This window comes from Pseudomonas sp. GW822-FHT06B12 (assembly GCF_058799675.1).
In genome coordinates this window covers 526,647-551,510 of the sequence record NZ_JBXALR010000001.1, presented here as the reverse complement: position 1 = coordinate 551,510, position 24,864 = coordinate 526,647, and the positions used below count along the sequence as shown (strand labels likewise).

The 24,864-nt window shown below is 60.1% G+C and carries 22 protein-coding genes; 11 read left to right on the top strand and 11 right to left on the bottom strand.

Going from position 1 to position 24,864, the window contains the following annotated elements; genetic code table 11:
• Positions 1-419: 419 nt before the first annotated feature.
• The 11 genes from AC1RKH_RS02670 (at position 420) to AC1RKH_RS02620 (ending at position 13,614) form a co-directional block, all read left to right on the top strand.
• A complete protein-coding gene (locus AC1RKH_RS02670) occupies positions 420-773 on the top strand; it encodes a hypothetical protein (protein WP_493060991.1) in 354 nt (117 codons plus the stop codon).
• A gap of 133 nt (positions 774-906) precedes the next feature.
• Positions 907-1,089 (top strand): hypothetical protein, encoded by a 183-nt coding sequence (locus AC1RKH_RS02665; protein ID WP_493060990.1) that lies wholly within the window; start codon positions 907-909, stop codon positions 1,087-1,089.
• A complete protein-coding gene (locus AC1RKH_RS02660; RefSeq protein WP_493060989.1) occupies positions 1,076-2,035 on the top strand; it encodes an AAA family ATPase in 960 nt (319 codons plus the stop codon). Before AC1RKH_RS02665 ends, AC1RKH_RS02660 begins: the two co-directional genes overlap by 14 nt.
• 5 nt (positions 2,036-2,040) lie before the next feature.
• Entirely contained in the window at positions 2,041-2,985 is a 945-nt protein-coding gene (locus AC1RKH_RS02655) for a DUF58 domain-containing protein (RefSeq protein ID WP_493060988.1), read from the top strand.
• Positions 2,982-3,476 (top strand): DUF4381 domain-containing protein, encoded by a 495-nt coding sequence (locus tag AC1RKH_RS02650; RefSeq protein ID WP_493060987.1) that lies wholly within the window; start codon positions 2,982-2,984, stop codon positions 3,474-3,476. Before AC1RKH_RS02655 ends, AC1RKH_RS02650 begins: the two co-directional genes overlap by 4 nt.
• Complete coding sequence (locus AC1RKH_RS02645; protein WP_493060986.1) at positions 3,469-4,545, top strand: vWA domain-containing protein; 1,077 nt, start codon at positions 3,469-3,471, stop codon at positions 4,543-4,545. The genes AC1RKH_RS02650 and AC1RKH_RS02645 overlap by 8 nt, the downstream gene beginning before the upstream one ends.
• Positions 4,542-6,293 carry a VWA domain-containing protein gene (locus AC1RKH_RS02640; protein WP_493060985.1) on the top strand — a complete coding sequence of 584 codons (1,752 nt, stop codon included), beginning with the start codon at positions 4,542-4,544 and terminating at the stop codon, positions 6,291-6,293. The genes AC1RKH_RS02645 and AC1RKH_RS02640 overlap by 4 nt, the downstream gene beginning before the upstream one ends.
• The gene (locus AC1RKH_RS02635; protein ID WP_493060984.1) at positions 6,290-7,930 is read left to right on the top strand and encodes a BatD family protein; all 1,641 of its coding nucleotides are present in this window, start codon (positions 6,290-6,292) and stop codon (positions 7,928-7,930) included. The genes AC1RKH_RS02640 and AC1RKH_RS02635 overlap by 4 nt, the downstream gene beginning before the upstream one ends.
• A gap of 169 nt (positions 7,931-8,099) precedes the next feature.
• Complete coding sequence (locus tag AC1RKH_RS02630) at positions 8,100-9,344, top strand: exonuclease SbcCD subunit D C-terminal domain-containing protein (RefSeq protein WP_493060983.1); 1,245 nt, start codon at positions 8,100-8,102, stop codon at positions 9,342-9,344.
• Positions 9,341-12,982, top strand: a complete 3,642-nt coding sequence (locus AC1RKH_RS02625; protein WP_493060982.1) for an AAA family ATPase — start codon at positions 9,341-9,343, stop codon at positions 12,980-12,982. Before AC1RKH_RS02630 ends, AC1RKH_RS02625 begins: the two co-directional genes overlap by 4 nt.
• Complete coding sequence (locus tag AC1RKH_RS02620; protein ID WP_493060981.1) at positions 12,979-13,614, top strand: glutathione S-transferase; 636 nt, start codon at positions 12,979-12,981, stop codon at positions 13,612-13,614. Before AC1RKH_RS02625 ends, AC1RKH_RS02620 begins: the two co-directional genes overlap by 4 nt.
• A gap of 65 nt (positions 13,615-13,679) precedes the next feature.
• Here AC1RKH_RS02620 and AC1RKH_RS02615 read toward each other — a convergent pair whose 3' ends face one another.
• The 11 genes from AC1RKH_RS02615 to AC1RKH_RS02565 form a co-directional block, all read right to left on the bottom strand.
• On the bottom strand, positions 13,680-13,937 hold the full coding sequence (locus AC1RKH_RS02615) for a hypothetical protein (protein ID WP_493060980.1): 258 nt from the start codon (positions 13,935-13,937) through the stop codon (positions 13,680-13,682).
• Entirely contained in the window at positions 13,934-14,146 is a 213-nt protein-coding gene (locus AC1RKH_RS02610; RefSeq protein ID WP_493060979.1) for a hypothetical protein, read from the bottom strand. Before AC1RKH_RS02610 ends, AC1RKH_RS02615 begins: the two co-directional genes overlap by 4 nt.
• Before the next feature lie 115 nt (positions 14,147-14,261).
• Complete coding sequence (locus tag AC1RKH_RS02605) at positions 14,262-14,387, bottom strand: hypothetical protein (protein WP_259740217.1); 126 nt, start codon at positions 14,385-14,387, stop codon at positions 14,262-14,264.
• A gap of 210 nt (positions 14,388-14,597) precedes the next feature.
• A complete protein-coding gene (locus tag AC1RKH_RS02600; protein WP_401114868.1) occupies positions 14,598-14,777 on the bottom strand; it encodes a hypothetical protein in 180 nt (59 codons plus the stop codon).
• A 158-nt stretch (positions 14,778-14,935) separates the two neighbouring features.
• Positions 14,936-16,111 (bottom strand): lactonase family protein, encoded by a 1,176-nt coding sequence (locus AC1RKH_RS02595; protein WP_493060978.1) that lies wholly within the window; start codon positions 16,109-16,111, stop codon positions 14,936-14,938.
• Positions 16,098-16,388: a DUF5629 family protein gene (locus AC1RKH_RS02590; protein ID WP_493060977.1), complete on the bottom strand. Its 291-nt coding sequence runs from the start codon at positions 16,386-16,388 to the stop codon at positions 16,098-16,100. The genes AC1RKH_RS02595 and AC1RKH_RS02590 overlap by 14 nt, the downstream gene beginning before the upstream one ends.
• Positions 16,389-16,608: 220 nt before the next feature.
• Positions 16,609-18,984, bottom strand: coding sequence for an efflux RND transporter permease subunit (locus AC1RKH_RS02585; protein WP_493060976.1), 2,376 nt, complete (start codon positions 18,982-18,984; stop codon positions 16,609-16,611).
• A gap of 23 nt (positions 18,985-19,007) precedes the next feature.
• Positions 19,008-20,060 (bottom strand): WD40/YVTN/BNR-like repeat-containing protein, encoded by a 1,053-nt coding sequence (locus AC1RKH_RS02580; RefSeq protein ID WP_493060975.1) that lies wholly within the window; start codon positions 20,058-20,060, stop codon positions 19,008-19,010.
• A gap of 1,007 nt (positions 20,061-21,067) precedes the next feature.
• The gene (pepN, locus tag AC1RKH_RS02575; protein ID WP_493060974.1) at positions 21,068-23,725 is read right to left on the bottom strand and encodes an aminopeptidase N; all 2,658 of its coding nucleotides are present in this window, start codon (positions 23,723-23,725) and stop codon (positions 21,068-21,070) included.
• Positions 23,726-23,737: 12 nt separating this feature from the next.
• Complete coding sequence (locus AC1RKH_RS02570) at positions 23,738-24,568, bottom strand: DUF2797 domain-containing protein (RefSeq protein WP_493060973.1); 831 nt, start codon at positions 24,566-24,568, stop codon at positions 23,738-23,740.
• Positions 24,565-24,825, bottom strand: coding sequence for a YeaC family protein (locus tag AC1RKH_RS02565; protein ID WP_123424406.1), 261 nt, complete (start codon positions 24,823-24,825; stop codon positions 24,565-24,567). Before AC1RKH_RS02565 ends, AC1RKH_RS02570 begins: the two co-directional genes overlap by 4 nt.
• Positions 24,826-24,864 lie beyond the last annotated feature (39 nt).

The following is a 24,864-nucleotide window of genomic DNA, read 5'->3' as shown; positions in this document are numbered from 1 at the left end:
TCTCGGGCAGAGGTTATCAGGGTGACAGTTGGGTGAAGCTGGACGAGACACTCAGGTCACATTCACCTTCCATGAATGGGCATCTGCAAAAACGACTGCGCGATCGATTGCGCACTGTCTTTACAGGTATCCATTGGTTGCGCAGCTTATCGGGTGCGACAACCTGCCTGCTTGCGATGCTGCGACATATTCGGTCATCGGCACGTAACTCATCGGCAGCGCATCGAACAACACTAGCACTCGTGCGAGAAAAAGACGGCTTTATGCCCGTATTTGCGGCACATCCGTACCAGAAATGACCAGCAACACCCGGGATGTTCACGACACATGATCTGACAGTCAGGCGAGCAGAAATTCCCTCCGGCTGGCAGAATTGCCTTTTGTGGCCTTCACCACGCTCGCCGAGCCAGGAATTTCCCATGCAAATGACTACCGCCCACCTGATCGCCAACCCGTGCGACGACGAAGAAGACAACATGGCCATGCTCTGCTGCCACAGCAATCAGGGCGACATGTTTTTGATGACGCGTTACCCGGACGAAGACGAGCTGGAGATTACCCTCGATGGCGAGCCGTCCACCCTCGACGGTGTGAAAGTCACCCTCAGCCCTACCCGCCTGCTGATCGAAATCGCCGCCGCTGATGCCGATGCGCTGAATGGCGATGACTCTTTGGAAATCATTCACAACACCGACGCCGCCGACCTGGCGGAAGTCGAAGAAACCCTGCAGAACATCCTCAAGGGCACTGGCACTTATATCAGCCAGCTCTGAGCCTTGGAATTTCCGCGCCTGTGCCGGCGCCATCGCGAGCAAGCTCGCTCCCACATTGGATTTATGCCGGATGCTGATTTTGCAACCCATACAGATCCCCTGTGGGAGCGAGCTTGCTCGCGATGGCGCCCGAATGAACACCACCATTCACCAGCCCCGCCAATTTCCAACAATCGCCAATCAATTCACGCTCTTTGCGCAAAATGCCGTTAGTCGCCACCCCCTGCGATGGATTAAAGTAACGCCCCCAGCCCTGGCGTTATTAGAACGCCTTGGCTCACCCTCTCCAGGAACAGTCATCGATGGAACATCGTGAAGCGCTGCTTGCGCTGCGAACCTTTCTTTCAACGCAGATTCTCGGCCAGGAAAAACTCATCGAGCGGTTGCTCATCGCACTACTTGCTGACGGCCATATGCTGGTCGAAGGCGCACCTGGCCTGGCCAAGACCAAGGCCATCAAAGAGCTTGCCGAAGGTATCGAAGCGCAGTTCCATCGCATCCAGTTCACTCCCGACCTGCTGCCTGCCGACATCACCGGTACCGAGATCTATCGCCCGGAAACCGGCAGCTTCGTGTTCCAGCAAGGGCCGATCTTCCACAACCTGGTGCTGGCCGACGAAATCAACCGGGCACCGGCCAAGGTCCAGTCGGCCTTGCTCGAAGCCATGGGCGAGCGGCAGGTCAGTGTCGGGCGCAGCACTTACGAGCTGTCGCCGCTGTTTCTGGTCATGGCCACCCAGAACCCGATCGAGCAGGAAGGCACCTATCCGCTGCCCGAAGCCCAGCTCGACCGCTTCCTGATGCACGTCAAAATCGGCTTCCCGGACGCGGCCGTCGAGCGGCGCATTCTGCAACAGGCCCGTGGTGAAGCGCTGAACGGCGAGACCAAGCCCGAGCGCCGAGTCAGCCAGCAAGCGATTTTTGCCGCACGCAAGGAAATTCTCGGTTTGTACATGGCTGACGCCGTGGAGGAATACCTGGTGCAGTTGGTCATGGCAAGCCGCACGCCGGGCAAGTTCGACCCGGAAATGGCCGAGTGGATTGCCTACGGCGCCAGCCCGCGTGGCTCCATTGCCCTCGACCGCTGCGCGCGTGCTCACGCCTGGCTGGCCGGTCGCGATTTCGTCAGCCCCGAAGACATTCAAGCGGTGCTGTTCGACGTATTGCGCCATCGCATCATTCTTTCCTTCGAAGCCGAAGCCGCGGGCATTGACCAGGACCGTGTGGTCCAGCGGATTCTTGACGTCGTAGCTGTCGCTTGACCCTCATGAGCACACCGCTTGCGCCCGAACCGGGTATCCACGTCAGCCTCTCCGAGCTGATCAAGATGCGCCATCGCGTGCGCGAAGTGCAGTTGTTTTCCACGCCGAGCCAGCGCAGCCCGTTGATTGGCCTGCACCACTCCAAGCTGCGCGGGCGTGGCGTGGACTTCGATCAGGTGCGGGTCTATCAGGCCGGCGACGATGTGCGGACCATCGACTGGCGCGTCACCGCACGCACCCAGGAACCGCACACCAAACTGTTTCACGAAGAGCGCGAGAGGCCGATTTTCATCATGGTCGAGCAGAGTCGCCGCTTGTTTTTCGGCTCGGGGCTGATGTTTAAATCAGTCTTGGCCGCACAAGCCGCGAGCCTGATTGGCTGGGCTGCGCTGGGGCATAACGACCGTGTGGGCGGGCTGGTGTACGGTGACAACGAGCACTACGAAATCAAACCCCGGCGCAGCAAGCAAAGCCTGCTGCAATTGCTCAACCGTTTGGTGCGCGTCAACCAGACTCTCAACACCGAAAGAGAACCCGATCGCGACGGCCTGAGCATGGCCCTGCGCCGGGCCCGCGAGGTACTGCGTCCGGGAAGCCTGGTGATCGTGATCTGCGACGAGCGCGCCTTGTCCGAGGGTGCCGAGCAACAGTTGAGCCTGCTGTCACGGCACTGTGATTTGCTGTTGCTGCCACTCTCCGATCCACTCGACCACGCCCTGCCCGCTGCCGGTTTGCTGCGTTTCGCCGAGCGCGGGGCACAACTTGAACTCGATACGCTGAACTTCGACCTGCGTCAAACCTATCGCGCCCAGGCCGAAGCGCGCATCGCCCGCTGGGAACTGCTGGCACAGAAACTGCGTGTCCTGCTAATGCCCCTTAGCACTCAAAGCACGATGGTCGAACAACTGCGTGAATACCTGAACCCGCAACGTCCGGGTAAAAGCAAATGAGTAGCCTCGATCAACTGCAACCATTGATGACCCCGCCCCCCATCGACCTCTGGCCGCCGGCACCGGGCTGGTGGTTGCTGCTGGTGCTGTTGCCACTGATCGGTTTCGGCCTGTGGCAACTGCGCCGTTTTATTCCCGTCAAGCACTCCACTGTGCGCGCCGAACAGCCGCTGGATCCGGTGCGATTGGCTGCGCTGGCTGAACTGGCACAAATGCCCAAGCCGTATGACGGCGCACCGGCCGGCGCCTGGTTGCAGCAACTCAACGGGTTGCTCAAGCGCCTGTGCCGCAACCATTACCCCTACAGCCAGAGCCACACCCTTAATGGTCGTAAATGGCTGGCGTTTCTCGACAACCGCTGTCCGGCAGCCGGCCTGACCCGCTGGATGATCCTGGTTGAAGGCGCCTACAAGCCGGAATGCAAACTCGACGACAAGGCTATCGCCGGCCTGACACAAGCTGTCGACACCTGGATTCGCAAACATGTTTGAGTTCGCCTGGCCGTGGATCTTCGCCCTGCTGCCGCTGCCGTGGCTGATGCGGATTGTGCTGCCAGTCGCCGACAGCGGCGAACCGGCGCTCAACGTCAGCTTTCTGACCGATCTTGAAGGCCTGGTCCGGCGTCGCGCCCGCGCCAACCTGCCGGCCTGGCGCCAGCAAGCGCCGCTTATCCTGCTCTGGCTGCTGCTGTTGATCGCCGCCGCCCGCCCGCAATGGCTCGGCGAACCGCTGCCGATTGCCGCCAGTGGACGCGACCTGCTGGTGGCCGTCGACGTGTCAGGCTCCATGGACTTCCCCGACATGCAATGGCAGGACGAAGACGTCAGCCGCCTGACGCTGGTCAAGCATTTGCTCGGTGACTTCCTCGAAAAACGCGATGGCGATCGCGTCGGCCTGATCCTGTTCGGCAGCCAGGCCTATCTGCAAGCCCCGCTGACCTTCGACCGGCACACCGTGCGTATCTGGCTCGACGAAGCGCGGATCGGCATCGCCGGCAAGAACACCGCCATTGGCGACGCCATCGGCCTTGCCCTGAAACGCTTGCGCCAACGCCCGGCACAAAGCCGCGTACTGATCCTGGTCACCGACGGTGCCAACAATGGCGGCGAAATCGATCCACTGACCGCCGCGCGACTGGCCGCCGAAGAAGGGGTGAAAATCTACCCGATCGGCATCGGTGCCGATCCGGAGCAAGGCGGCCCTCTGGCTTTTCTGGCCGGCAACCCGACCATGGACCTCGATGAACCTGCCCTGAAAGCCATCGCACAAGCCACCGGAGGACGTTACTTTCGCGCCCGCGATGGCGCAGAACTGCAGGCGATCAAGGAAACCCTCGATCAACTGGAACCGGTGACTCAACAACCGACTCAGGCCCGCCCGGCGCAAGCACTGTACAGCTGGCCGCTGGCCGCCGCGCTACTGATGAGCATCTTGCTGGTCATCCGCGCGCGCTGGCCAGACAACCCGCTGCAACGTTTTTTCACCCAGTCGCATTTTCTGCAACAGCACCCGGACTGGCACCAACGGCTTAAACGCCTTCGTCTGCGGAGGCGTCGATGATCGAGCTCTGGCCGCATTGGTTCCGTCCCTGGTGGTTGTTGCTGTTGCCGCTATTGGGCTGGTTGCTGTGGCAACTCTGGCACCGGCAAAAACGCGCGGGACGCTGGCAGATGATCCTGCCGCCGGCCTTCCATGCCGCACTGCTCAGTGGTGGCAGTGGCCGTGAAAGCAAGTTGCCATGGATCGCCCTGGGCCTGGCCTGGGTTCTGGCGCTATTGGCCCTGCTGGGGCCTGGCTGGGAACGGGTTGAACAGTTCGCGCAGAAACCCGCCGACCCGTTGGTGGTTCTCCTTGAACTGACGCCGGAAATGCTCGCCACCGACGTGCTGCCAACTCGCCTCGATCAGGCCCGACGCAAACTGCTCGATCTGTTGCAAGCCCGCAGCGATGCGCAAACCGCCATCGTCGTCTATGCCGGCAGTGCGCACACCCTGGTGCCACTCTCCGACGACCTGTCCACCAGCCGTAACCTGCTGGACGCGCTCAAACCGTCGATCATGCCTCAGGCGGGTCATCGTGCTGATCTGGCCGTGACCAAGGCGCTGACATTGCTCAACCGTGGCGCCCTCGGCCAGGGGCGGATTCTGCTGATCGGTTCATCCCTCACCGAACAGGAGCGCCAGGGTATTCGTCAGGCCCTCAGCGGTCAGGAACCGGAGTGGTTGATGCTCGGCGTCGGCACCCCGCAAGGTGCACCGGTCACCGACGAACACGGCAGTTTCCTCAAGGACGCGCAGGGTGCGATTCTCGTGCCGCGTCTCGACGGGCCAAGCCTGAAAGCCTTTGCCAGCGACATGGACGGACGTTACCGACAAGCACGGCTGGACGACAGCGACCTGCGTGGTCTCGGGCTGTTCGATAGCCCACATGGCTTGCGCAACGGTGGCCAGACGCTGCGTCTGGATACCTGGGCCGATCAGGGCTACTGGCTGTTGCTGCCACTGTTGTTGCTCACGGCCTGCGCGGCACGCCGCGGCTGGCTGCTCTGCCTGCCACTGCTGTTCATGCTGCCGCAACCGAGTTACGCCTTCGAGTTCAACGATCTTTGGCTGCGCCCGGACCAACAAGGTCAGCAGTTGCTCAAGCAGCAACAGCCCGCCGAAGCCGCAAAGCATTTCAAGGATCCGCAGTGGCAAGGGGTCGCGCTCTATGAAGCCGGTGAATACGCCGCTGCCGCCGAGCGCTTCGCCGAAGGCAACGACGCCGGCGCGCACTACAATCGCGGCAACGCCCTGGCTAAAAGCGGCGAACTGGAAGCTGCCGTCGACGCCTATGAGCAGGCCCTTGAACTGCAACCTGATTTACGTCCGGCGTTGACCAACAAAGCACTGGTAGAAGCGCTGATCAAACAGAAGGGCCCCACACCGCCCAGCGAAGCGGAAAAGACCGACGGCGAAGAGAACCCGCAGACTCAGCAACCTCCACCCCCGGGTGCGGCGACACAGCCCTCGACCAGCGACGAGCAGAAGACCGACGCTCAAACAGCGCAACCGAACACTGAAGCCAACAGCGAAAGCAATACCGACAGCCCGCCACAACCGGGCAATAATGAAGTGCCAGGCAGTGAGTTGGGCGACGAACAACACACCACACCGCCGAACCGCAGCGCCGACGCCAACTTCGACGGCGAGCAACGGCAGGCCCTGGAGCAATGGCTGCGTAAAATCCCGGATGAGCCGGGCGAACTGCTTAGACGTAAATTCTGGTACGAACAGCAACAACATCAGGATCAGGGAAAAACTCGATGACCCGCTTCACCGCCTTATTGCTCAGCCTTTTTCTCTGGACCGTTGGCGCCCAGGCTGAAGGGTTGGTTGCCAGCGTCGATCGCAGCCGCGTGAACTCCGGCGAGACGGTCGAGCTGACTCTCGAATCCAGCGATGTCACGCAGTTCGGCAAACCGGACCTGAGCGCACTTGAGCCGCTGTTCGAGGTTCGCGGTACCCGCCAGGTCAACCAGCTCACGGCCCTGGGCGGCGACAGCCACGCCACCACTCGCTGGATCATCACCCTGCTGCCCCGGCAGAACGGCACGATCGTCATCCCGCCCCTTCAGCTCGGTGATTACAAAAGCCAACCGATCAGCCTGCAAGTGGTCGAAAGCGCTACTCAAAACAGCCCGAACACATTGGCGCCGGTGTTCATCGAAGCCAGTCTCGATCAGGACACGGTATACGTGCAGGCTCAGGCTATTCTGACCTTGCGCATCTATCACTCGGTGTCGCTGTTTGACGACAGCAACGTCACCCCGCTGCAAATTCCCGATGGTCGCGTCGAACAGCTGGGCGAGCCACGCACGTACGAGAAGGCCATCAATGGTCTGCGCCACGGCGTGATCGAGCTGCGCTATGCGATCTACCCACAACACAGCGGCGTGCTGACGATCCCGGCGCAAGTGTTCAGCGCTACGCTGGTGGACGCACAACCCACGCAGGCACCCGCGCCCCAAAGCCCAAAACAGGGCAAAGTGATTCGCGTAAGTTCCGCCGAAATGATCCTGACGGTCAATGCCAAACCGGCCGACTACCCGACCGATATTCCCTGGCTACCCGCGCGCAGCCTGAGCCTCAGTGAAAGCTGGAGCCCGGAGCCGGACCGGATTCAGGTCGGCGACTCTCTGACCCGTAGCCTGACCCTGAAAGCCGAAGGCCTGGCCAGTTCACAACTGCCCCCCCTGCCCATCACTGACGCCAGCGGCCTGCGCCGTTACCCCGACCAACCGCAACTGAGCAATCAGCACGGCGAACGCGGGCTGACCGGCAGCCGTGAAGACCGCGAGGCACTGGTGCCGACCCGCACCGGGCAAATCGAGCTATCCCCCGTGGAAGTAATCTGGTGGAACACCCATGAAGATCATCTGGAGCGCAGCAGTCTCCCGGCCCGAACCCTGCACGCGGTCAACAACCCGAACCTTGCGGTCGACACCCCGGCCGGCAATGCGCCGCTTGCCGCAACGGCTGACAGCGAAGAGCTCTGGTACTGGAAACTCAGCACCTTGATCCTCGCCTGCACCACCCTGCTCGGCTTTGGCCTGTGGTGGCGTGCGCGTTGGCAACCGGCGATCCTGCGCGCCGCACAAACCGGCCCGAGCCCGCGCACCTTGCTTGACGACCTCAAGCGCGCCAGCCAGGCCAACGACCCGCACGCCACCCGCCAGGCACTCGACGCCTGGGCTCGCCAACAGCCAGAAACCCTGGCCGACATGGCCGCCCGCTTCGTGCCGCTTTCCGACGCGCTGGACGGTCTGAACGGCGCGCTTTACAGCGAAGCCGGGCAGTACTGGCAAGGCGAAGACCTGTGGCGCGCGATCCGCGCCATCCCGATCGCCGAACGGGTCCACGACCCGGTCGGCGACAGTGGTTTGCCGCCGCTTTATCCCAAGTAGAGCAAAAGATCGCAGCCTTTGGCAGCTCCTACGGGGGAATGGTGTACATCCCGAAGGCTGCGATCTTTTCTGCCTTTCTGCATTCCCGACCTTTTGCCAGTAAACTCCCTCCCCTTTAGCCGCCATCATTTCCCACGCGGCCATCACCTTATTTTTAGCGGAGTACGCCTTGCGTCTGTTTCACACCTCCGACTGGCACCTTGGGCAGAACCTGCATGGCCAGGAACGCGACTTCGAGCACGGTTGTTTCCTTGACTGGCTGTTGCGTCAGCTGGGCCTGGAAAAGCCCGATGTGCTGCTGATCGCCGGCGATATCTTTGACACGGTCAACCCGCCGGTCAAAGCCCAGGAACGTCTCTACGACTTCATCGTCAGCGCGCACGAACAGCAGCCGTCGCTGACCATCGTGATGATTGCCGGCAACCACGACTCCGGCTCGCGAATCGAATTGCCCGCGCCGCTGATGCGGCGATTGCGCACTCACGCGCTGGGTCGGGTGTTGTGGCTCGATGACGGGCAACTGGACGCAGAGCGCCTGCTGATTCCGCTGCCCGATGCCTCGGGTGAAATCGCCGGCTGGTGCCTGGCGCTGCCCTTTCTGCGCCCTGCCGAAGTCACCGGCGCCCATCTGGGCGACAGCTACCTGCGTGGCATCGGTCAGGTGCATGAGTGGCTGATTGAAGCGGCCAATGCCAAGCGCCAACCCGGTCAGGCGTTGATCGCCATCAGCCACGCGCACATGGCCGGCGGTTCGGTGTCCGAGGACTCCGAGCGCAGCCTGATTATTGGCAATGCCGAGGCCCTGCCCGCCAGCATGTTCGGGCCGAGCATCAGCTACGTTGCCCTCGGTCATTTGCACAAGCCGCAGAAGGTCAATGGCGAGGAGCGCATTCGCTACAGCGGCTCGCCGATTCCGCTGTCGTTTTCCGAGATCAGCTACCAGCATCAGATTCTCGACATCACGCTCGATGGCGAGACGCTGCTCAGTGTCGAACCGCGGTTAATCCCCCGCGCGGTCAACCTGCAACGCCTGGGCCCTGCTCCACTCAGCGAAATCCTGACGCAGCTGGCGGATTTACCGAACATCGATCTGCTGGCCGACCTCCAGCGCCAGCCATGGCTCGAAGTCCGCGTGCGCCTCGATGAACCGCAGCCGGACCTGCGTCAACAGATCGAAACCGCCTTGCAGGGCAAAGCCGTGCGGCTGGTGCGAATTGCCGCCGAATATGCAGGCTCCGGCGGTCGAGACGGCACAGACGACAATGGCCAATTGACTGAACTGGATCAGCTCACTCCGCAGGAATTGTTCAGCCGCGCCTGGCTGGACAACTACGGCAGCGCCGTCGACGAACAGACGCTCAAGGACTTTGCGCAGCTGTTGCAAGACGTTCAGCAGGAGAGCGAACAGCCATGAAAATTCTCGCAATCCGCCTGAAAAACCTCGCCTCGCTGGCGGGACCGTTTGAAATCGACTTCACCGCCGAACCGTTGGCCAGCTCCGGCCTGTTCGCGATTACCGGGCCGACCGGCGCCGGTAAAAGTACCTTGCTCGATGCACTGTGCCTGGCGCTGTTCGGCGCGGTACCACGCCTCAACAACACCGGGCGTGACGCCAAAGTGCCGGACGCAGATGGCGAGATCGCCACCGGCGACCCGCGCACCCTGTTGCGCCGTGGTACCGGTGACGGCTATGCCGAGGTCGACTTTGTGGGCATCGACGGCCGTCGCTACCGTGCGCGCTGGGAAGCCAATCGCGCCCGCGAAAAAGCCAACGGCAAACTGCAAGCCAGCCGCCAAAGCCTGCGCGACCTCGACACCGATCAGCTGCTGGCCAGCCAGAAAGGCGAATATAAAACTCAGCTTGAGACCGTGCTGGGCCTGAATTTCGAGCAGTTCACTCGCGCAGTGATGCTGGCCCAAAGCGAGTTCAGCGCCTTCCTCAAGGCCGATGACAACGATCGCAGCGAACTGCTGGAAAAACTCACCGACACCGCGCTCTACACGCGCCTGGGCAAACGCGCTTTCGACAAAAGCAAAGAAACCCGCGAAGCCCACAAGCTGCTGCAGGATCAGGCGACTGGCGTCACACCGCTTGAGCCCGAGGCTCGAGCCGAACTCGATCAGCGCTTCAACGACGCCCAGCAACAACTCAAAACCCGGCAAGCGCAGCTCAAGCAGCTTGAGTTGCAACACACCTGGCTCAAGGAACTGCACCAGTTGCAGGACCAGCAACTGGCCGCCACTGAACAACTGCAACAGGCCCAACAGTCATGGGACGCCCAGGCTGGCGAGCGGCTGAACCTGGCACGCCTGGAACAACTGGCACCGCAGCGACATCAATTCGCCCGGCAAACCGAGCTGAGCGCGCAACTGAGCCCGTTGGCCGCGCTGATTCAGCAACACAGCCAACAACAAGGCGAGCTGCAAAACCGTCAGGTGCAACTCGAAACCAGCCTGGAATCCGCAAAAGCCGCGCTGACCCAGGCTCAAGGCCTACACAGCAGCAACGCCCCGCTGCTGCGTCAGGCGTTCGAAGAACAGAGCAACCTCGCTCGCCTGACCCAGGCCATCAACGTTTCGGCCGAACTCAAGCACAACGCTGAAAAGGCCAGTACTGAGGGCCAGCAAGCCATCGCGCGAATGCTCGAACAGCAACAGCTGGTTGCCCAACGCCTGGCGACGATTGCGATGCAACTGGAACAGAGCATCCAACTGGCTCCCGTCAGTGACGCCTGGAACGCCTACCGCGAGCGATTGCAGCAACTGATGTTGGTCGGTAATCGCCTGAAAAAAGGCCAGGCCGAGCTGCTCGAACTGGAACAACGGGCTGCCGACACCGCCACCCAACTCGGCACTCAACGCAAAAGTCTGGAGCTGCTCTACAGCGAAGCCGGCGCTGAACCCGAAGCCGTTGCTGAACAGATCCAGATCCTCGGCAGCCTGCTGCAAGACAACCGCAAGCAGCAACGCGCTTTCGAAGAACTGGCGCGGTTATGGACCAGCCAGCAGGAGCTCGACAAGCGTGCGCAGGCACTGCAACAACGCCTGCAAACCACCCAGACAGAACGCGAACGCCTGACCCGCGAAGGCGTTCAGGGCAAGGCCGAGTTGACCGTCGCCGAGCAAACCCTGAAGGTCACTCAGGAACTGCTGGAGCGTCAGCGCCTGGCGCGCAGTGCCAGTGTCGAAGAGTTGCGCGGGCAGTTGCAGGACGATCAGCCGTGCCCGGTCTGCGGCAGCGTCGAGCATCCTTATCATCAGCCTGAAGCGTTGCTGCAAAGCCTTGGTCGTCACGACGAAGGTGAACAGGCCAACGCGCAAAAAGCCGTTGATACACTGAAGGAAAAACTCGCAGAGCTGCGCACCGACGTCGGCGGGCTGATTGCCCAACAAAAGGAATTGCTGCAACAACAGGAACAGCTGGAGGCCCAGCAGCAGAGCCTGACACCGAGCCTTGAGGCTCATCCGCTGGCCGCCCAGTTACTGGCGCAAGACGCCGGCAAACGCGACACCTGGCTGAATCAGCAAAGCGCTCAGTTGAACCAGAGCGTTACTCAGGACGAACAGCGACAAAGCGCCCTGCTTACCTTGCAGCAAGACGCTGCACGTCTTCAGCAACAGTTGCAAGCGGCCGACCAGGCCAGTCAACAGGCCGCCCAGCAACTGGCGATCCAGCAGCGCGAGTTGAGCAACGATCGCCTGCGCCTGGAAGAAGAGCTCGCGGCGTTCAGCACTTTGCTCCCGACTGCAATCCTCGACGGTTTGCGCAACGAGCCCGCCGCGACCTTCATGCAGCTTGATCAACAGGTCGCCCAGCGCCTGGAACAACTGGAGCGGCAACGCGAAGAACTCGGCGAGCAACAGCAGCGCCAGCAAAACCTGGAGAAAGAACAGGACCGGCAACTGACCCGTGTGCAGCAATTGGAAGCCGCGCAACAGCAATTCAGCGCACTGACCGAGCAGCAACACGCCACCCAACAGAAACTCGCCGAACTGCTGGGCGACCAGCCAAGTGCCGAGCAGTGGCAACAGCAACTGGATCAGGTCGTCGAGCAGGCCCGACAGGCTGAAGCAACGGCCAATCAGGAGCTGCAAGAAGTCCGCAGCCAGCAGATTCAGTTGGCCGCCGAGCTCAAGGCCGAGCAACAACGCCAGCAAACGCTGGAAACGGAAAGCCTTGAGCTGAGCAGCAAGATTGCCGAGTGGCGCGCCCTTCATCCGGAACTGGATGACGGTGGTCTGGAGCAGTTACTGGCATTCAGCGACGAGCAGGTCAGTCAACTGCGCCAACAGCTTCAGCTAAGCGAAAAAGCTATCGAGCAAGCCAAGGTGCTACTGCATGAGCGCGAACTTCGCTTGCACAGCCATCAGGCGCAGCACAACGGCAACCTCGAGGCAGAGCAACTGGCCAGCGCCCTCAGCGAGCTGCAAAACCAGTTCGGTATCAGCGAACAGCTCTGCGCTGAATTGCGTGCGCAACAAGCTGAAGATCAACGCCGTCAGGACGCCAATCAGGCGCTGGCACAACGTATTAGCGATGCTTACAACGAGTGGCAGCGCTGGGCGCGGCTGAATGCCCTGATCGGTTCGGCCACCGGCGACACCTTCCGCAAGATCGCCCAGGCCTACAACCTCGATTTGCTGGTGCATCACGCCAACGCCCAATTGCGCCAACTGGTGCGCCGCTACCGGCTCAAGCGCGGCGGCAGCATGCTCGGTTTGCTGGTGATGGACACGGAAATGGGCGATGAACTGCGTTCAGTGCATTCGCTGTCGGGCGGCGAAACCTTCCTGGTATCGCTGGCACTCGCGCTGGGCCTGGCCTCGATGGCGTCGAGCACACTGAAAATCGAGTCGCTGTTCATTGATGAAGGTTTCGGTAGCCTTGATCCGGAGTCGCTGCAATTGGCGATGGACGCCCTTGATGGCCTACAGGCACAAGGGCGCAAAGTCGGGGTGATCTCCCACGTACAGGAAATGCATGAGCGAATCCCCGTGCAGATCCAGGTTCGCCGCCAAGGCAATGGCCTGAGCACGCTGGAGGTCAAATGAGCACGCCGACACTCTACTCCTTCCGTCGCTGCCCCTACGCCATGCGCGCACGCATGGCGCTGCGTTACAGCGCAGTAGGGCTGAACATCGTCGAAGTCAGCCTCAAGGCCAAGCCGCCAGAGATGCTCGCGCTGTCGAGCAAGGGCACCGTGCCAGTGCTGAGCCTTGAAGGTCGGGTGATTGAGCAAAGCCTGGAAATCATGCAGTGGGCGCTGGAACAGAACGACCCACAGGACTGGTTGCTCAAGGACGATCCTGCGGCGCAACAACGGGGCGCGGCGCTGATCGAAGCAAACGATCAGGTGTTCAAGCTGCACCTCAATCGCTACAAGTACGCTGAGCGCTACCCGGAACATCCAATGGAGCATTACCGCGCAGAGGGTGAAGTGTTTTTGCGTAACCTGGATGAGTTGCTGCAACAGCGGACTTATCTGGTCGCCGATCATTTGAGCCTGGCAGACGTCGCCCTCGCGCCGTTCATACGCCAGTTCGCGCATGTCGACCGCGAGTGGTTTGCGCAGACGCCTTATCGGCATCTTCAGGCGTGGTTGCAAGGGATTCTGGAGTCAGACCTTTTTACCGCGGTCATGGCGAAGGCCCAGTGTGGGAGCGAGCTTGCTCGCGATGACTGACTGACACTCAACATTGATATCGACTGTCATACCGCTATCGCGAGCAAGCTCGCTCCCACATTTGATTACGCCAACACGTTGCACATTTTCAGCGCCGAGCAATCAATCTCAAACGGCCCCAGAACCACTGCTTTGGGTTTGGCGGGCGGATTACCCGCCAGCAACCCCAGCGCCTTGGCGGTCTGGATGTTGTGGGCGATGTTGTGATTGCACTCGATGGCCCGTGCCAGCGAACCCGCCGAGCCCTGACCGATACCGAGCAGTGAAGATCCGTTGGTCATGAATGCCAGGAAGGCAATCACCCAAAGTCTGCGCCCTTTCATGCTCCCACCGCTCCCGCGACGTCTGAGTGTTCAACGCTGAAGTTCTGTGCGCGATGCTCAAACTGGATGCCGGGATAGGCGACCTGGATCGGCGCTTCTACGATGTGTTGCGATTGCGCCGAGAGGCTGACCACCAGAACCATGGCCACGTATAAACCGATGGCGACGTAAGCACCGTGCTTGGCAGAGGAAAGGATTGCGCTGGCCATGGGATTCTCCGTGGGCATGTTTCAGTGCCCACAGAATCAATCAAATAACCGGCTATGAATAGCGACCTTTATGCATAGTAGCTATCAGTTTAATTGATCGAAAATCCGACGTTTTTCAGTCCTGCAACAAGCTCAACAAGCGCTCGCGCGCGACTTCAGGCTCACCGTCGACCGGCTGGGCAGCCGAGAGAATTGGAGTGGAATAGAGAAACAGCAGCACCACAGCCAGACGCATCGCCATGTCGTCGATCCTTGGAAAAGATTGAGTCAATAAATTAGCGTCAAATTTAAACACATGGCCATGTGATATTACACGCGGTATTTGTGCTGATTGGGGGCGGAGTCGCAAATGCTTTATGCAGAAGCGACATCACTCTGGTCTTTCCGGCGAAAGAATCGCCGATCGGATCAAGTGACTTCGCTCCTGCATAAAGTCGGCAGGGCTTGAATCTCAGTGTTGGATCTTGTGATCCAGCGCGGCGTAGAAGTTGGCGCTTTGTTGCAGGTATTTCTGGGTGTAGGCCTGGGTGCCGGATTTTTTCGAGTTGATCTCGACACTGGCACTGGCTGGCAGAGCAACGGTGGCTGAGATGGCGGAAGCGGCGATCACGGAGAAGAGATTGAAGTTCATGGCGGTAACCCTCGTAGATTCAGTTGGCTTGCTTGCCTGTTTAGGCCGTGAAGCAAACTTACGCCCGAGGGTTGGCGCTCTTGAAATCTTTTGTAGCAGTAGCGGATATCACTCAGATTAATAGAACCGCGCAGGCCCCGGCGTACGGGGCCTGCGGCTTATTGACGCAGGAAGAAGCTGATATCGCTGGGGGCATCGAACGGCAGTTTTTGCACGGTTTTGCCCAGCAAACCGGTCTTCACATCACGCTTGATGATAACGATCTGGTTGCTCTTCTGGTTGGCGATCAGCACGAACTTGCCACTGGGGTCGAGGCTGAATTCACGCGGGTGATCACCCTCCACGGAGCGCCGTTGAAGCTCCTTGAGTTCACCACTGGCCGGATCGATGGCGAACACCAGCAACTCGTTAGCGGTGCCACGGTTGCTGACGTAGAGGAACTTGCCATCCACTGACGCGTGCAGCGCAGCAGCCGCTTTCTGCGCCTGGGGTTTGCCGGCTGCCAGGTCGACCATCTGGCGTTGGGTCAGTTTGCCGGCCTGGTAATCGAACACCGCGACTTGCGCGCTCATTTCCATGGTCAGGTACGCATGCTTGCCATCGCTACTGAACAGTAAATGTCGTGGCCCGCTGCCGGGTGGCAACTGGACCGACGCTGGCGTGGCGGCGGTCAGCGGTCGTTCCGGATTGGCCTTGGGGTCATAGCGGTAGACAAAGATCTTGTCCGCTCCCAAGTCATTGCTGAATACAAACTGGCCGTCCGGCGAGGACACTACCGAATGAACGTGAGCCGACAACTGCCGCTCGGGGTTGACCCGGCTCGACGGATGACTGCTCAGCTGGATCGGAGGCGCCAGCTTGCCATCGCTGCTCACCGGCAATACCGCCAGGCTGCCGCCCGGATCTTCGGCCACGGAATAATTACTGACAAACAGGTGCTTGCCGTCAGCGCTCAGGCTGGAATGGGTCGGCTCGTTGCCCAGGCTCTGCACCTGACTGATCAGGCTCAACTTGTGGGTTTTCGGCTCGACGGCGAAGCTGCTGACGCGCCCTACCGGATCGGCTTGCCCCGGACCGTTCTCGTTGACCACAAACAGTCGACGCTGGTCGCGGGACAAGGTCAACCACGACGGGTTTGCGCTCTTGATCACTTGCAACGGCGCGGCATCGAGCTGACCGCTTTGGCTGTCGAACTTGAGTCGGTAAATCCCCTGGCTCTGGCCCTGGGTGTAGGTGCCGATCAGCAACTCATGAATGTCGGCGGGCGCGGCCTGCACCCCCATCGCGCCGACGCTTCCGGCCATCAACAGTGGCCAGAAGTTACGCATCCTCATTGGTTTCGTCTGCGTCGTCGCTACCGCCGAACGCGTCCAGGCAGACCAGACGATGCTCGCCGGAATCGCCGACGATCAGCCAGCTCTGCAGGCCTTGATCGAAGGTCGCAGCCTCAACCTGAGCCGGGGTGAATTCCCAATGTTTGGCCGCTCGGCCGTCCATGCATTCGATGTGCAGATTGTCGTCTTCGTCGAGAGCGAATTCGAAGGCGTGCAAGCCGTCGATTTCGACCATGGCGCAGTGTTCGAGGGCGTTGAGAAGGGTTTCGGCAGTCATGGCAATCATGTCTTTCAGGGGAAAACAGCAATGATAGCGCATTGTTGCCGCAAACCCTGTGGGAGCGAGCCTGCTCGCGATTGCGGTTTACCAGTGACATTTCCATTGCCTGACACACTGCAATCGCGAGCAGGCTCGCTCCCACAGGGGGATGGTGTGAAATTCGAGAAATAACAAAGCCGCAACCCGAAGGTTGCGGCTTTGTTATTTTCGGCTTCGATCAGTGCGCAAACAACGAATTACCCTTCTGCCCGGCCAGTTTCTCTGGCTTGATCAGGAAACGTGCCAGCGCCGGCAACAGCCACAACGCGCCGAACATGTTCCAGAGCAGCATGAAAGTCAGCATCAGGCCCATGTCGGCCTGGAACTTGATCGCCGAGAAGATCCAGGTGCATACGCCGATGGCCAGGCACAGACCGGTGAACAGTACCGCTTTACCGGTGGACTTCAGGGTCTGGTAATAAGCCTCTTGCAACGGCAGGCCGGCACGCAGGAAGCTTTCGAGGCGGCTGTAGATGTAGATGCCGTAGTCCACGCCAATCCCCACCCCGAGCGCCACCACCGGCAAGGTCGCGACTTTCACGCCGATGCCCATGAACGCCATCAGCGCGTTGCCGAGTACCGAGGTCAGTACCAGCGGCAACACGATGCACAAGGTCGCCGCCCAGGAACGGAAGGTGATCATGCACATGGTGGCCACGCAGATGTACACCAGGACCAGAATGGTCAGTTCCGATTCCTTGATCACCTCGTTGGTAGCCGCCTCGATCCCGGCGTTACCGGCAGCCAGGATGAACTCCAGGCCGTCCTTGTTGTTCTCCTTGGCGAAGTCCTGCACCGCATGCACCGCACGGTCGAGGGTTTCGGCCTTGTGGTCGTTGAGGAACACCAGCACCGGCGCCAGCGAGCAACTGTTGTTGTACAGGCCGTCGGCACGGGCGATGGAGTTGTTCAGCACGTCCGGGTTACGCGACAGGGTTTCCCATTTCAGGTTGCCCTCGTTCATGCCCTTGATCATCTGTTTGGAAACGGTCACCAGGGAAATCGCCGACTGCACGCCCTCGGTGTTCTGCATCTTCCACATCAGCTCATCGATCGGCGCCATGGCTTCGTAACGCGAACAGCCTTCCGCCTTGGTCTTGACCATCACCACCAGTACATCGGAGCTGGTGGAGTAGTTATTGATGATGAAGTTGTTGTCCTTGTTGTAGCGCGAATCCGGACGCAACTCCGGCGCACCCTGGTCAAGGTCGCCGATTTTCAGGTTCTGGCTGTACCAGAGACCGCCACCGAAGGCGATCAGCGCCAGGAGGATCGAGACGGGTGCGACTTTCGAGCTGGCAAAGTTCGACAGCAGACGCCAGAACGGGTGCTCGCGGGTTGCATCTTTCTTGCTGCGCTCGACGGCACGTTTGCTGATGCCGACGTAGGAAATCGCCACTGGCAGCAGAATCAAGTTAGTGAATACGATCACCGCTACGCCAATGGACGCACCGATGGCCAGTTCACGAATCACCCCGATATCGATGATCAGCAAGGTAATGAAGCCCACCGCATCCGCGAGGATCGCAATCATCCCCGGCAGAAACAGTTGACGGAACGTGCGCCGGGCAGCGGTCAAGGCGTTGTCCGCATCGCTGGACTGCAAGGCAATCCCGTTGATCTTCTGCACGCCGTGGGAAATACCGATGGCGAAAATCAGGAACGGTACCAGCATCGAATACGGGTCCAGACCAAAGCCGAAGGCGTGCATCAACCCCAACTGCCAGACCACCGCCACCAGGGTAGTGCTCAACACCGCCACGGTACTGCGCAGGCAGTTGGTGAACCACAACAACAGGATCAAGGTGATGACGAAAGCCACGCCAAAGAACATCACCACCATGATCAGACCGTCAATCAGGTCACCGACCTTCTTGGCGAAACCGACGATGTGGATCTGTACGTTGGGGTTCTGTTTTTCGAACTTGTCGCGGATCTTTTCTTCAAGCTCGTGGGAGAACTTCTGGTAGTCCAGCGCCAGCAGCTTGCCTTGGTCCTGCGGGTCCGGGTAGGACTCCAGCAGCGGAATATCGACGATGCTCGACTTGAAGTCGTTGGATACCAGTCGCCCCACCTGACCGGACTTGAGCACGTTATTGCGCAGCAACTCAAGGCTGTCTGCCGAGCCACTGTAGCTCTGCGGAATCACTTCGCCGCCGGCAAAACCTTCCTCGGTCACTTCGGTCCAGCGCACGCTCGGACTCCACAGCGACTTGAGGCCGGAACGGTCAACGCCGGAGATGTAAAACACCTCGTCGTTGATCTGACGCAGGGTCTCCATGTACTCCTTGGAGAAAATATCGCCATCGGTGGCTTCCACGGAAATACGCACGGTATTGCCAAGGTTGGCCAGGTCATTGCGGTGTTCAAGCATCTTCTCGATGAAAGGATGCTTGAGCGGGATCATTTTTTCGAAGCTGGTGGACGGCCGGATCAGCGTTGCCTGCCAGAACAGGAAAATGCTGACCAGCAGGCAGATGACGATCACTGCCGGGCGGTTGTTGAAAATCAGGCGCTCGAGAAAAGTCGCCTTGTCCTGATGATGACTGCTCATGGATGTCATATCTGCGCCTCTCATTATTTGCCCAGCTCGGCGCCGATTGGCGAAGTAGCGCGAACGCCGCCCTGTCCTACCAGAATCAAGTTGCCATTGCCCGCCGCGGTGACCGCCGAAACGGAAATGCGGTCGGGACGGTTGAATACGCTGAAGGTCACCCCGTCATCGCTGCTGCGCACCACACTGCCGCCATTGCCGACGATCACGATTGTGCCGTCGTCGAGCAAGGTCGCACCGGACAGGCCGAACTCCAGCGCACCGCGCGCAGCCTTGAGCTCGACGGGCGCCCAGGTGCTGCCAAAGTCGGTGGAACGGAACAGGTTGCCGCGAAGACCGTAGGCCAGCAATGTCGCCGGTTTGGCCGTGCCGATCACCCCGAACAGCGACCCCTGGTACGGTCCTTGAAGACGTTCCCAGGTTTGCCCCCAGTCAGGGGAACGGAACATACTGCCCTGCTCGCCCACGATGAACAGCCCGGACTCCTTGACCGCCGCGATGGCGTTGAGGTGGTACTGATCCGGGTTATCGAGGCGGTCGCTGGCGTCTTCCCAGCGCTTTCCGCCGTCGGTGGTTTCCAGCAACGCGCCGTAAGCGCCCACGGCAAAGCCTGTGCCGAGGTCCTTGAACCAGACAGCGAGCAGCGGCGCTTCACGCTTCAAGTCTTCGAATTGTTTGGTCCAGGTAACGCCGCCGTCTTCGCTGGCGAGGATTTGCGCGTCGTGACCGACTGCCCAACCGTGCTTGTCATCGACGAAATAGACTGAGGTCAGCAGTTGCCGGCTCGGCACTTTGGCCTGGGTCCAGGTCTGGCCCTGGTCATCGGAATACAGAATATGGCCACGATCGCCGACCGCCACCAGGCGCTTGCCTGCATGCGCGATATCGAGCATCAGGCCCTTGGCGGACTTGGCGGATTCAATCGAATAGACAGTATCGGACGCAGGCGCAGCTGCGGCCAGAACGGGTGCCGACAGCGCGACAGAGCCCAACAGCGAGAGCGCTGTAGCCAGCAACGCGAATCTGCGTAACGCCGGCGGGCGGCAAAAACCCACACCCATGACAGGCTCACTCATAGACCTTCCCCCATTATTATTGTTAGGTCGTTCAACCTTTCAGGGCGCCGCAGGGCTGCTCGTCGCGATTGACCGTATTGGAACATAGTCCTGAAACGCGCAATCTAGAGCCCCTTCGGAAGCTGGCCTATCCTATCCAGCTTTCGAAAGGTCTGACAATCAACGCCACGTTATGTTTTGTTAACTGGAGGATTACGGACGGTGGCTGAATGACGAGGCATTCGCAGGGATGATTAGAAGCCAGCGATTGAGCGGAAACTTCCGACACAAAGGTTTGAGCTTTGGCTTTTGATCTTGATCTGGCTTTTGATCCACCCGCCCCTTTCGGGAGGCCGAGTGGAGGTGTTCATCCGGGGGTTGGCGCGCAGCGCCGTACGGCGCAGCCGGACACATCGAGAGGAGGTCGTCGCGAAGCAGACCGTAGGCGATGCTCCCTGATGAATGCCGGAGCGAGGGAACACCGAGCCTAAGCGAGGTGCCGTACGCTTGGGGCGAAGCGTTTTGCTTACTTTTCGGCGTCTGGAAAAGTGAGGCGCCGTAAGGGCGAAACCCTAAGCCGCCGTTACCGCAGCAACGGATATGTACATCAGCAAGAGATTGGTTGGTATAAGGCCACCTTCGCGAGCAAGCCCGCTCCCACAGTTTTGATTGGTGTACATCTGCGGGAGATTGGTCGGCTGTCAGGCCGCCATCGCGAGCAGGCTCGGCTCCCACAGTTTTGATTGGTGTACATCCGTAAGAGATTGGTCGGCTGTCAGGCCGCCATCGCGAGCAGGCTCACTCCCACAGTTTTGATTGATGTACATCCGCAAGAGATTGGTCGGCTGTCAGGCCGCCATCGCGAGCAGGCTCGCTCCCACAGGTTTGATTGGTGTACATCTGTGAGAGATGGGGCGGCTGTCGGCCGCCAGGATCAAGAGATCGCAGCCTGCGGCAGCTCCTACGGGGGGAATATCGCGCCCCCTCCCACAGGGTTCGGGTGAACACCTGTGGGAGCGGCTATAGGCTTACGCGAGGCTTTTGCTGACCACTTCAAACACATCGCTGGACAGCTGACCCGAAGCACGAATGCGCTCCAGCTCAGCCTTCATCAACGCCTGACGAGCACCGTCGTATTTACGCCAGCGCGTCAGCGGCGCCAGTTGGCGAGAGGCGATCTGCGGGTTGAAACCGTTCAACTCGATCACCAGATCCGCAAGGAAGCGATACCCCGAACCATCGGCAGCATGGAAGTTGATCAGGTTCTGCCCTGCAAACGCACCGACCAGCGCCCGCACCTTGTTCGGGTTCTTGATGTTGAACGCCGGGTGCTCCATCAACTGCCGAACCCGCTGCAAGCCACCCGGCAAACCGCTGCCGGCCTGAACGCTGAACCATTGGTCCATGACCAGCGGATTGTCCTTGAAGTGCTCGGCAAAACTCGCCAGTGCCTTGGCCTTCTCGGCCTCGAACGGCGAATTCACCAGCACCGCCAACGAGGTCAGACGCTCAGTCATGTTGTCGCAGGCATCAAACTGCTCAAGGGTCGATGCCAGCACTTCGGGCTTGCCACTGAGCATCAAGTAAGACAACGCAATGTTTTGCAGGCTACGACGAGCGAAGTGCTCGGCTTCGGCAACGTAAGCGGTTTGCTTCGACAACTCGCGATTGGCCTGGTAACGCAGCCACAGCGCGTCGAACAGGTTGTCCGCCAGTTGCTTGCGGGCGAACTCACGGGCCGCATGAATCGCATCGACATCCGCCACTTCGCTGATTTCGGTCAGGTAAGCCTCGCTTGGCAGCGAGAGCATTTCGGCGACCATCGCCTGATCCAGGGTTTCGTCCGCCAGTACCGTACGCAATGCGCTGATCAGGCGCTGATCCAGCACCAACGCTTGACCTGCTTGATGCTGAGCAATCAGTTCCTGCAACACTTGCACCGACAATTGCTGGCCGGCTTCCCAACGGTTGAAGCCGTCGCTGTCGTGTTGCATCAGGAACATCAGTTGATCGCGGTTGTACGGGAAGCTCAGTTTTACTGGCGCCGAGAAGCCGCGCAGCAACGAGGGCAACGGTTGTTCAGCAATATCGACGAAGGTGAAGGTCTGCTCGGCTTCAGTCACTGACAGCACGCGGGAGGTCCCGTCAGCGGCCGCTTCACCCGCCAACTGCAGTGCGATCGCCGCGCCTTTGCTGTCCAGCAGACCCAGTTCGAGCGGAATCACGAACGGCAGTTTTTCAACCTTGTCCGGGGTTGCCGGGCAGCTCTGACGGAAGGTCAGGCTGTAGGTTTTCGCCGCCGCATCGTAAGACTCGCTCACCGCCAGACGCGGCGTACCGGCCTGGCTGTACCAGCGTTTGAACTGAGTCAGGTCGACGCCGTTGGCATCTTCCATGGCCTTGATGAAATCGTCACAGGTGACCGCTTGGCCATCGTGACGCTCGAAATACAGGTCGCTGCCTTTGCGGAAACCGTCGGCGCCAAGCAAGGTGCGAATCATGCGCACCACTTCCGAACCTTTCTCGTAGACAGTCAGGGTGTAGAAGTTGGAAATCTCGATGAACGCATCCGGGCGCACCGCATGAGCCATCGGGCCGGCGTCTTCGGCAAACTGGTGAGTGCGCAGGTACGCCACGTCTTCGATACGTTTGACGGTGCGCGAGTGCATGTCGGCGGAGAATTCGGCGTCACGGAACACCGTGAAACCTTCCTTGAGCGACAGTTGGAACCAGTCGCGGCAGGTCACGCGGTTGCCCGACCAGTTGTGGAAGTATTCGTGGGCAACCACTGCTTCAACCCGCTGGTGCGCGGCGTCGGTCGCGGTTTCGGCACGGGCCAGCACGCAGCTGGAGTTGAAGATATTGAGGCCCTTGTTCTCCATCGCGCCCATGTTGAAGTCGTTGACCGCAACGATCATGAAGATGTCCAGGTCGTACTCGCGGCCATAGACTTCTTCGTCCCAGCGCATGGACTTCTTCAGGCTGTTCATGGCGTGCTGGCACTTGTCGATGTTTTCCGGCTCGACGTAAATGCGCAGCGCCACACTGCGCTGGGTCATGGTGGTGAAGGTGTCTTCGACACACCACAAGTCACCGGCCACCAGCGCGAACAGGTAGGCCGGCTTCATGAACGGGTCTTCCCAGGTCGCCCAGTGCCGACCGTCTTCACCGGGACCCGAGGCAATCGGGTTGCCGTTGGACAGCAGTACCGGATAGCTGTGCTGCTCGGCGACCACCGTGGTGGTGAACTTGCTCATCACGTCCGGACGGTCGAGGTAATAGGTGATCTTGCGAAAGCCTTCGGCCTCGCACTGGGTGCAGAACATCCCGCCGGACTTGTACAGGCCTTCCAGCGCGGTGTTGGTTTCCGGGTGAATCCTGACGCTGGTGTCGACCGTGAAACTGGCGCTGGTCGGGTGCAAGGTCAGGTGGTTGTCCGTCAGCTGATAATCCCCGGCGCTCAGTTCGCTGTCACCCAAGGCTACCGACAGCAGTTCCAGTTGCTGCCCATCGAGGACCAGCGGTGGCAGACCAGCACCACGGGCCGGATTGCGGCGCATCACCAGTTGCGCATGGACCAGGCTGTGGTCCTCGTACAACTCGAAGGTCAGGTGCGTCTCGTCGATCAGGTACTCGGGCGCCTGATAGTCCTTCAGGTAGATCATCTTCGGTTGTTCGGTGCGCATGCTGGAGTCCTTCTACTGATGCACGGCGAGCTGGTAAGCCGTGTATTTACGAATATTGATAACGCCGGTATCGAAGATCAGATACTGGCCCTTGATCCCCATCAGCGTGCCTTCGGCAATCGGGTTCTTGTCCAGATTGAAGCTGACAATCTTGGCCGGGTACTGCTCGACCGGGTAATGGATTTCAATCGGTTCGACATCAAATACCGGTTGAATCGCTTGCAGACCGAAGCGCTCCTGCAGTCCTTGCACGCCCTCGGCACAGCTTTCGAACAGTTGATCACGAATCTGTTTCAGGTCAACCGGTGGCGCATCGCCCTTGAGCAAGGCGCGCCAGTTGGTCTTGTCGGCCACCTGACTGCGGAACAGGTCTTCGACGAAGCCGGATTGCTGACGGGTCGACACGCGCATGATCGGCAGTGCCTGGCTGGCGCCCTGATCGAGCCAGCGGGTCGGCAATTGAGTGGCACGGGTGATCCCGACTTTGACGCCCGACGAGTTGGCCAGATACACCACGTGGTCGGTCATGCAGAACTGCTCGCCCCACGCCGGCTCACGGCACGTGCCGGCGTCATAGTGACAACGCTCCGGGCTCATGATGCAGACATCGCACTGCGCCAGTTTGGTCATGCATGGGTAGCAGTAACCCTGGCTGAAACTGGTTTTGGTTTTGCGTCCGCAATGGATGCAATAGATCGCACCCAGGTATTCCAGGCGAACCGTGCTGCCAATCATCGGATTGACCGGCACCTCGGTATCGCCCAGGCGAAAGGCGTATTGCACGGTCGACGCTTCGAGGCGCGCCGACATCTTGCTGATTGCACCGCGGCCAATCTCGATCAATGGATGGCATCCGACTTGAACAGGATATTCGGCACCGTGATCGACTTCGAACTGCATTCCTGCGGGCCCATATAGCCGGTGCGCTCTTCCTCGGGCAGGTTCTGCACCTCCCAGGCGATCATCGCTTGCAACGACAGTTCACGCTGTTCGGCGGTCAGTTTGCCGCCGTCGGACCACTTGCCGATCTCTACCGCCAGTTTCAGGCTCTGGTAGATCTCTGGCGTGATGTTGTTGATCATTTCGTTAAAAGAGGACATCAGGTCTCCGCGCTGGTTATTCACATAGCAATTTGGACG

Excerpts from the sequence above, each read along its gene's own strand:
- AC1RKH_RS02600 (WP_401114868.1), bottom strand. The coding sequence starts at position 14,777 with ATGAACTTCAATCTCTTCTCCGTGATCGCCGCTTCCGCCATCTCAGCC.
- AC1RKH_RS02610 (WP_493060979.1), bottom strand. The coding sequence starts at position 14,146 with ATGGCCAGCGCAATCCTTTCCTCTGCCAAGCACGGTGCTTACGTCGCC.
- AC1RKH_RS02670 (WP_493060991.1), top strand. The coding sequence starts at position 420 with ATGCAAATGACTACCGCCCACCTGATCGCCAACCCGTGCGACGACGAA.
- AC1RKH_RS02640 (WP_493060985.1), top strand. The coding sequence starts at position 4,542 with ATGATCGAGCTCTGGCCGCATTGGTTCCGTCCCTGGTGGTTGTTGCTG.
- AC1RKH_RS02655 (WP_493060988.1), top strand. The coding sequence starts at position 2,041 with ATGAGCACACCGCTTGCGCCCGAACCGGGTATCCACGTCAGCCTCTCC.
- AC1RKH_RS02635 (WP_493060984.1), top strand. The coding sequence starts at position 6,290 with ATGACCCGCTTCACCGCCTTATTGCTCAGCCTTTTTCTCTGGACCGTT.
- AC1RKH_RS02580 (WP_493060975.1), bottom strand. The coding sequence starts at position 20,060 with ATGAGTGAGCCTGTCATGGGTGTGGGTTTTTGCCGCCCGCCGGCGTTA.
- AC1RKH_RS02645 (WP_493060986.1), top strand. The coding sequence starts at position 3,469 with ATGTTTGAGTTCGCCTGGCCGTGGATCTTCGCCCTGCTGCCGCTGCCG.
- AC1RKH_RS02615 (WP_493060980.1), bottom strand. The coding sequence starts at position 13,937 with ATGAAAGGGCGCAGACTTTGGGTGATTGCCTTCCTGGCATTCATGACC.
- AC1RKH_RS02625 (WP_493060982.1), top strand. The coding sequence starts at position 9,341 with ATGAAAATTCTCGCAATCCGCCTGAAAAACCTCGCCTCGCTGGCGGGA.
- AC1RKH_RS02605 (WP_259740217.1), bottom strand. The coding sequence starts at position 14,387 with ATGGCGATGCGTCTGGCTGTGGTGCTGCTGTTTCTCTATTCCACTCCA.
- AC1RKH_RS02660 (WP_493060989.1), top strand. The coding sequence starts at position 1,076 with ATGGAACATCGTGAAGCGCTGCTTGCGCTGCGAACCTTTCTTTCAACG.
- AC1RKH_RS02650 (WP_493060987.1), top strand. The coding sequence starts at position 2,982 with ATGAGTAGCCTCGATCAACTGCAACCATTGATGACCCCGCCCCCCATC.
- AC1RKH_RS02595 (WP_493060978.1), bottom strand. The coding sequence starts at position 16,111 with ATGAGGATGCGTAACTTCTGGCCACTGTTGATGGCCGGAAGCGTCGGC.
- AC1RKH_RS02665 (WP_493060990.1), top strand. The coding sequence starts at position 907 with ATGAACACCACCATTCACCAGCCCCGCCAATTTCCAACAATCGCCAAT.
- AC1RKH_RS02565 (WP_123424406.1), bottom strand. The coding sequence starts at position 24,825 with ATGTCCTCTTTTAACGAAATGATCAACAACATCACGCCAGAGATCTAC.
- pepN (WP_493060974.1), bottom strand. The coding sequence starts at position 23,725 with ATGCGCACCGAACAACCGAAGATGATCTACCTGAAGGACTATCAGGCG.
- AC1RKH_RS02585 (WP_493060976.1), bottom strand. The coding sequence starts at position 18,984 with ATGAGCAGTCATCATCAGGACAAGGCGACTTTTCTCGAGCGCCTGATT.
- AC1RKH_RS02590 (WP_493060977.1), bottom strand. The coding sequence starts at position 16,388 with ATGACTGCCGAAACCCTTCTCAACGCCCTCGAACACTGCGCCATGGTC.
- AC1RKH_RS02620 (WP_493060981.1), top strand. The coding sequence starts at position 12,979 with ATGAGCACGCCGACACTCTACTCCTTCCGTCGCTGCCCCTACGCCATG.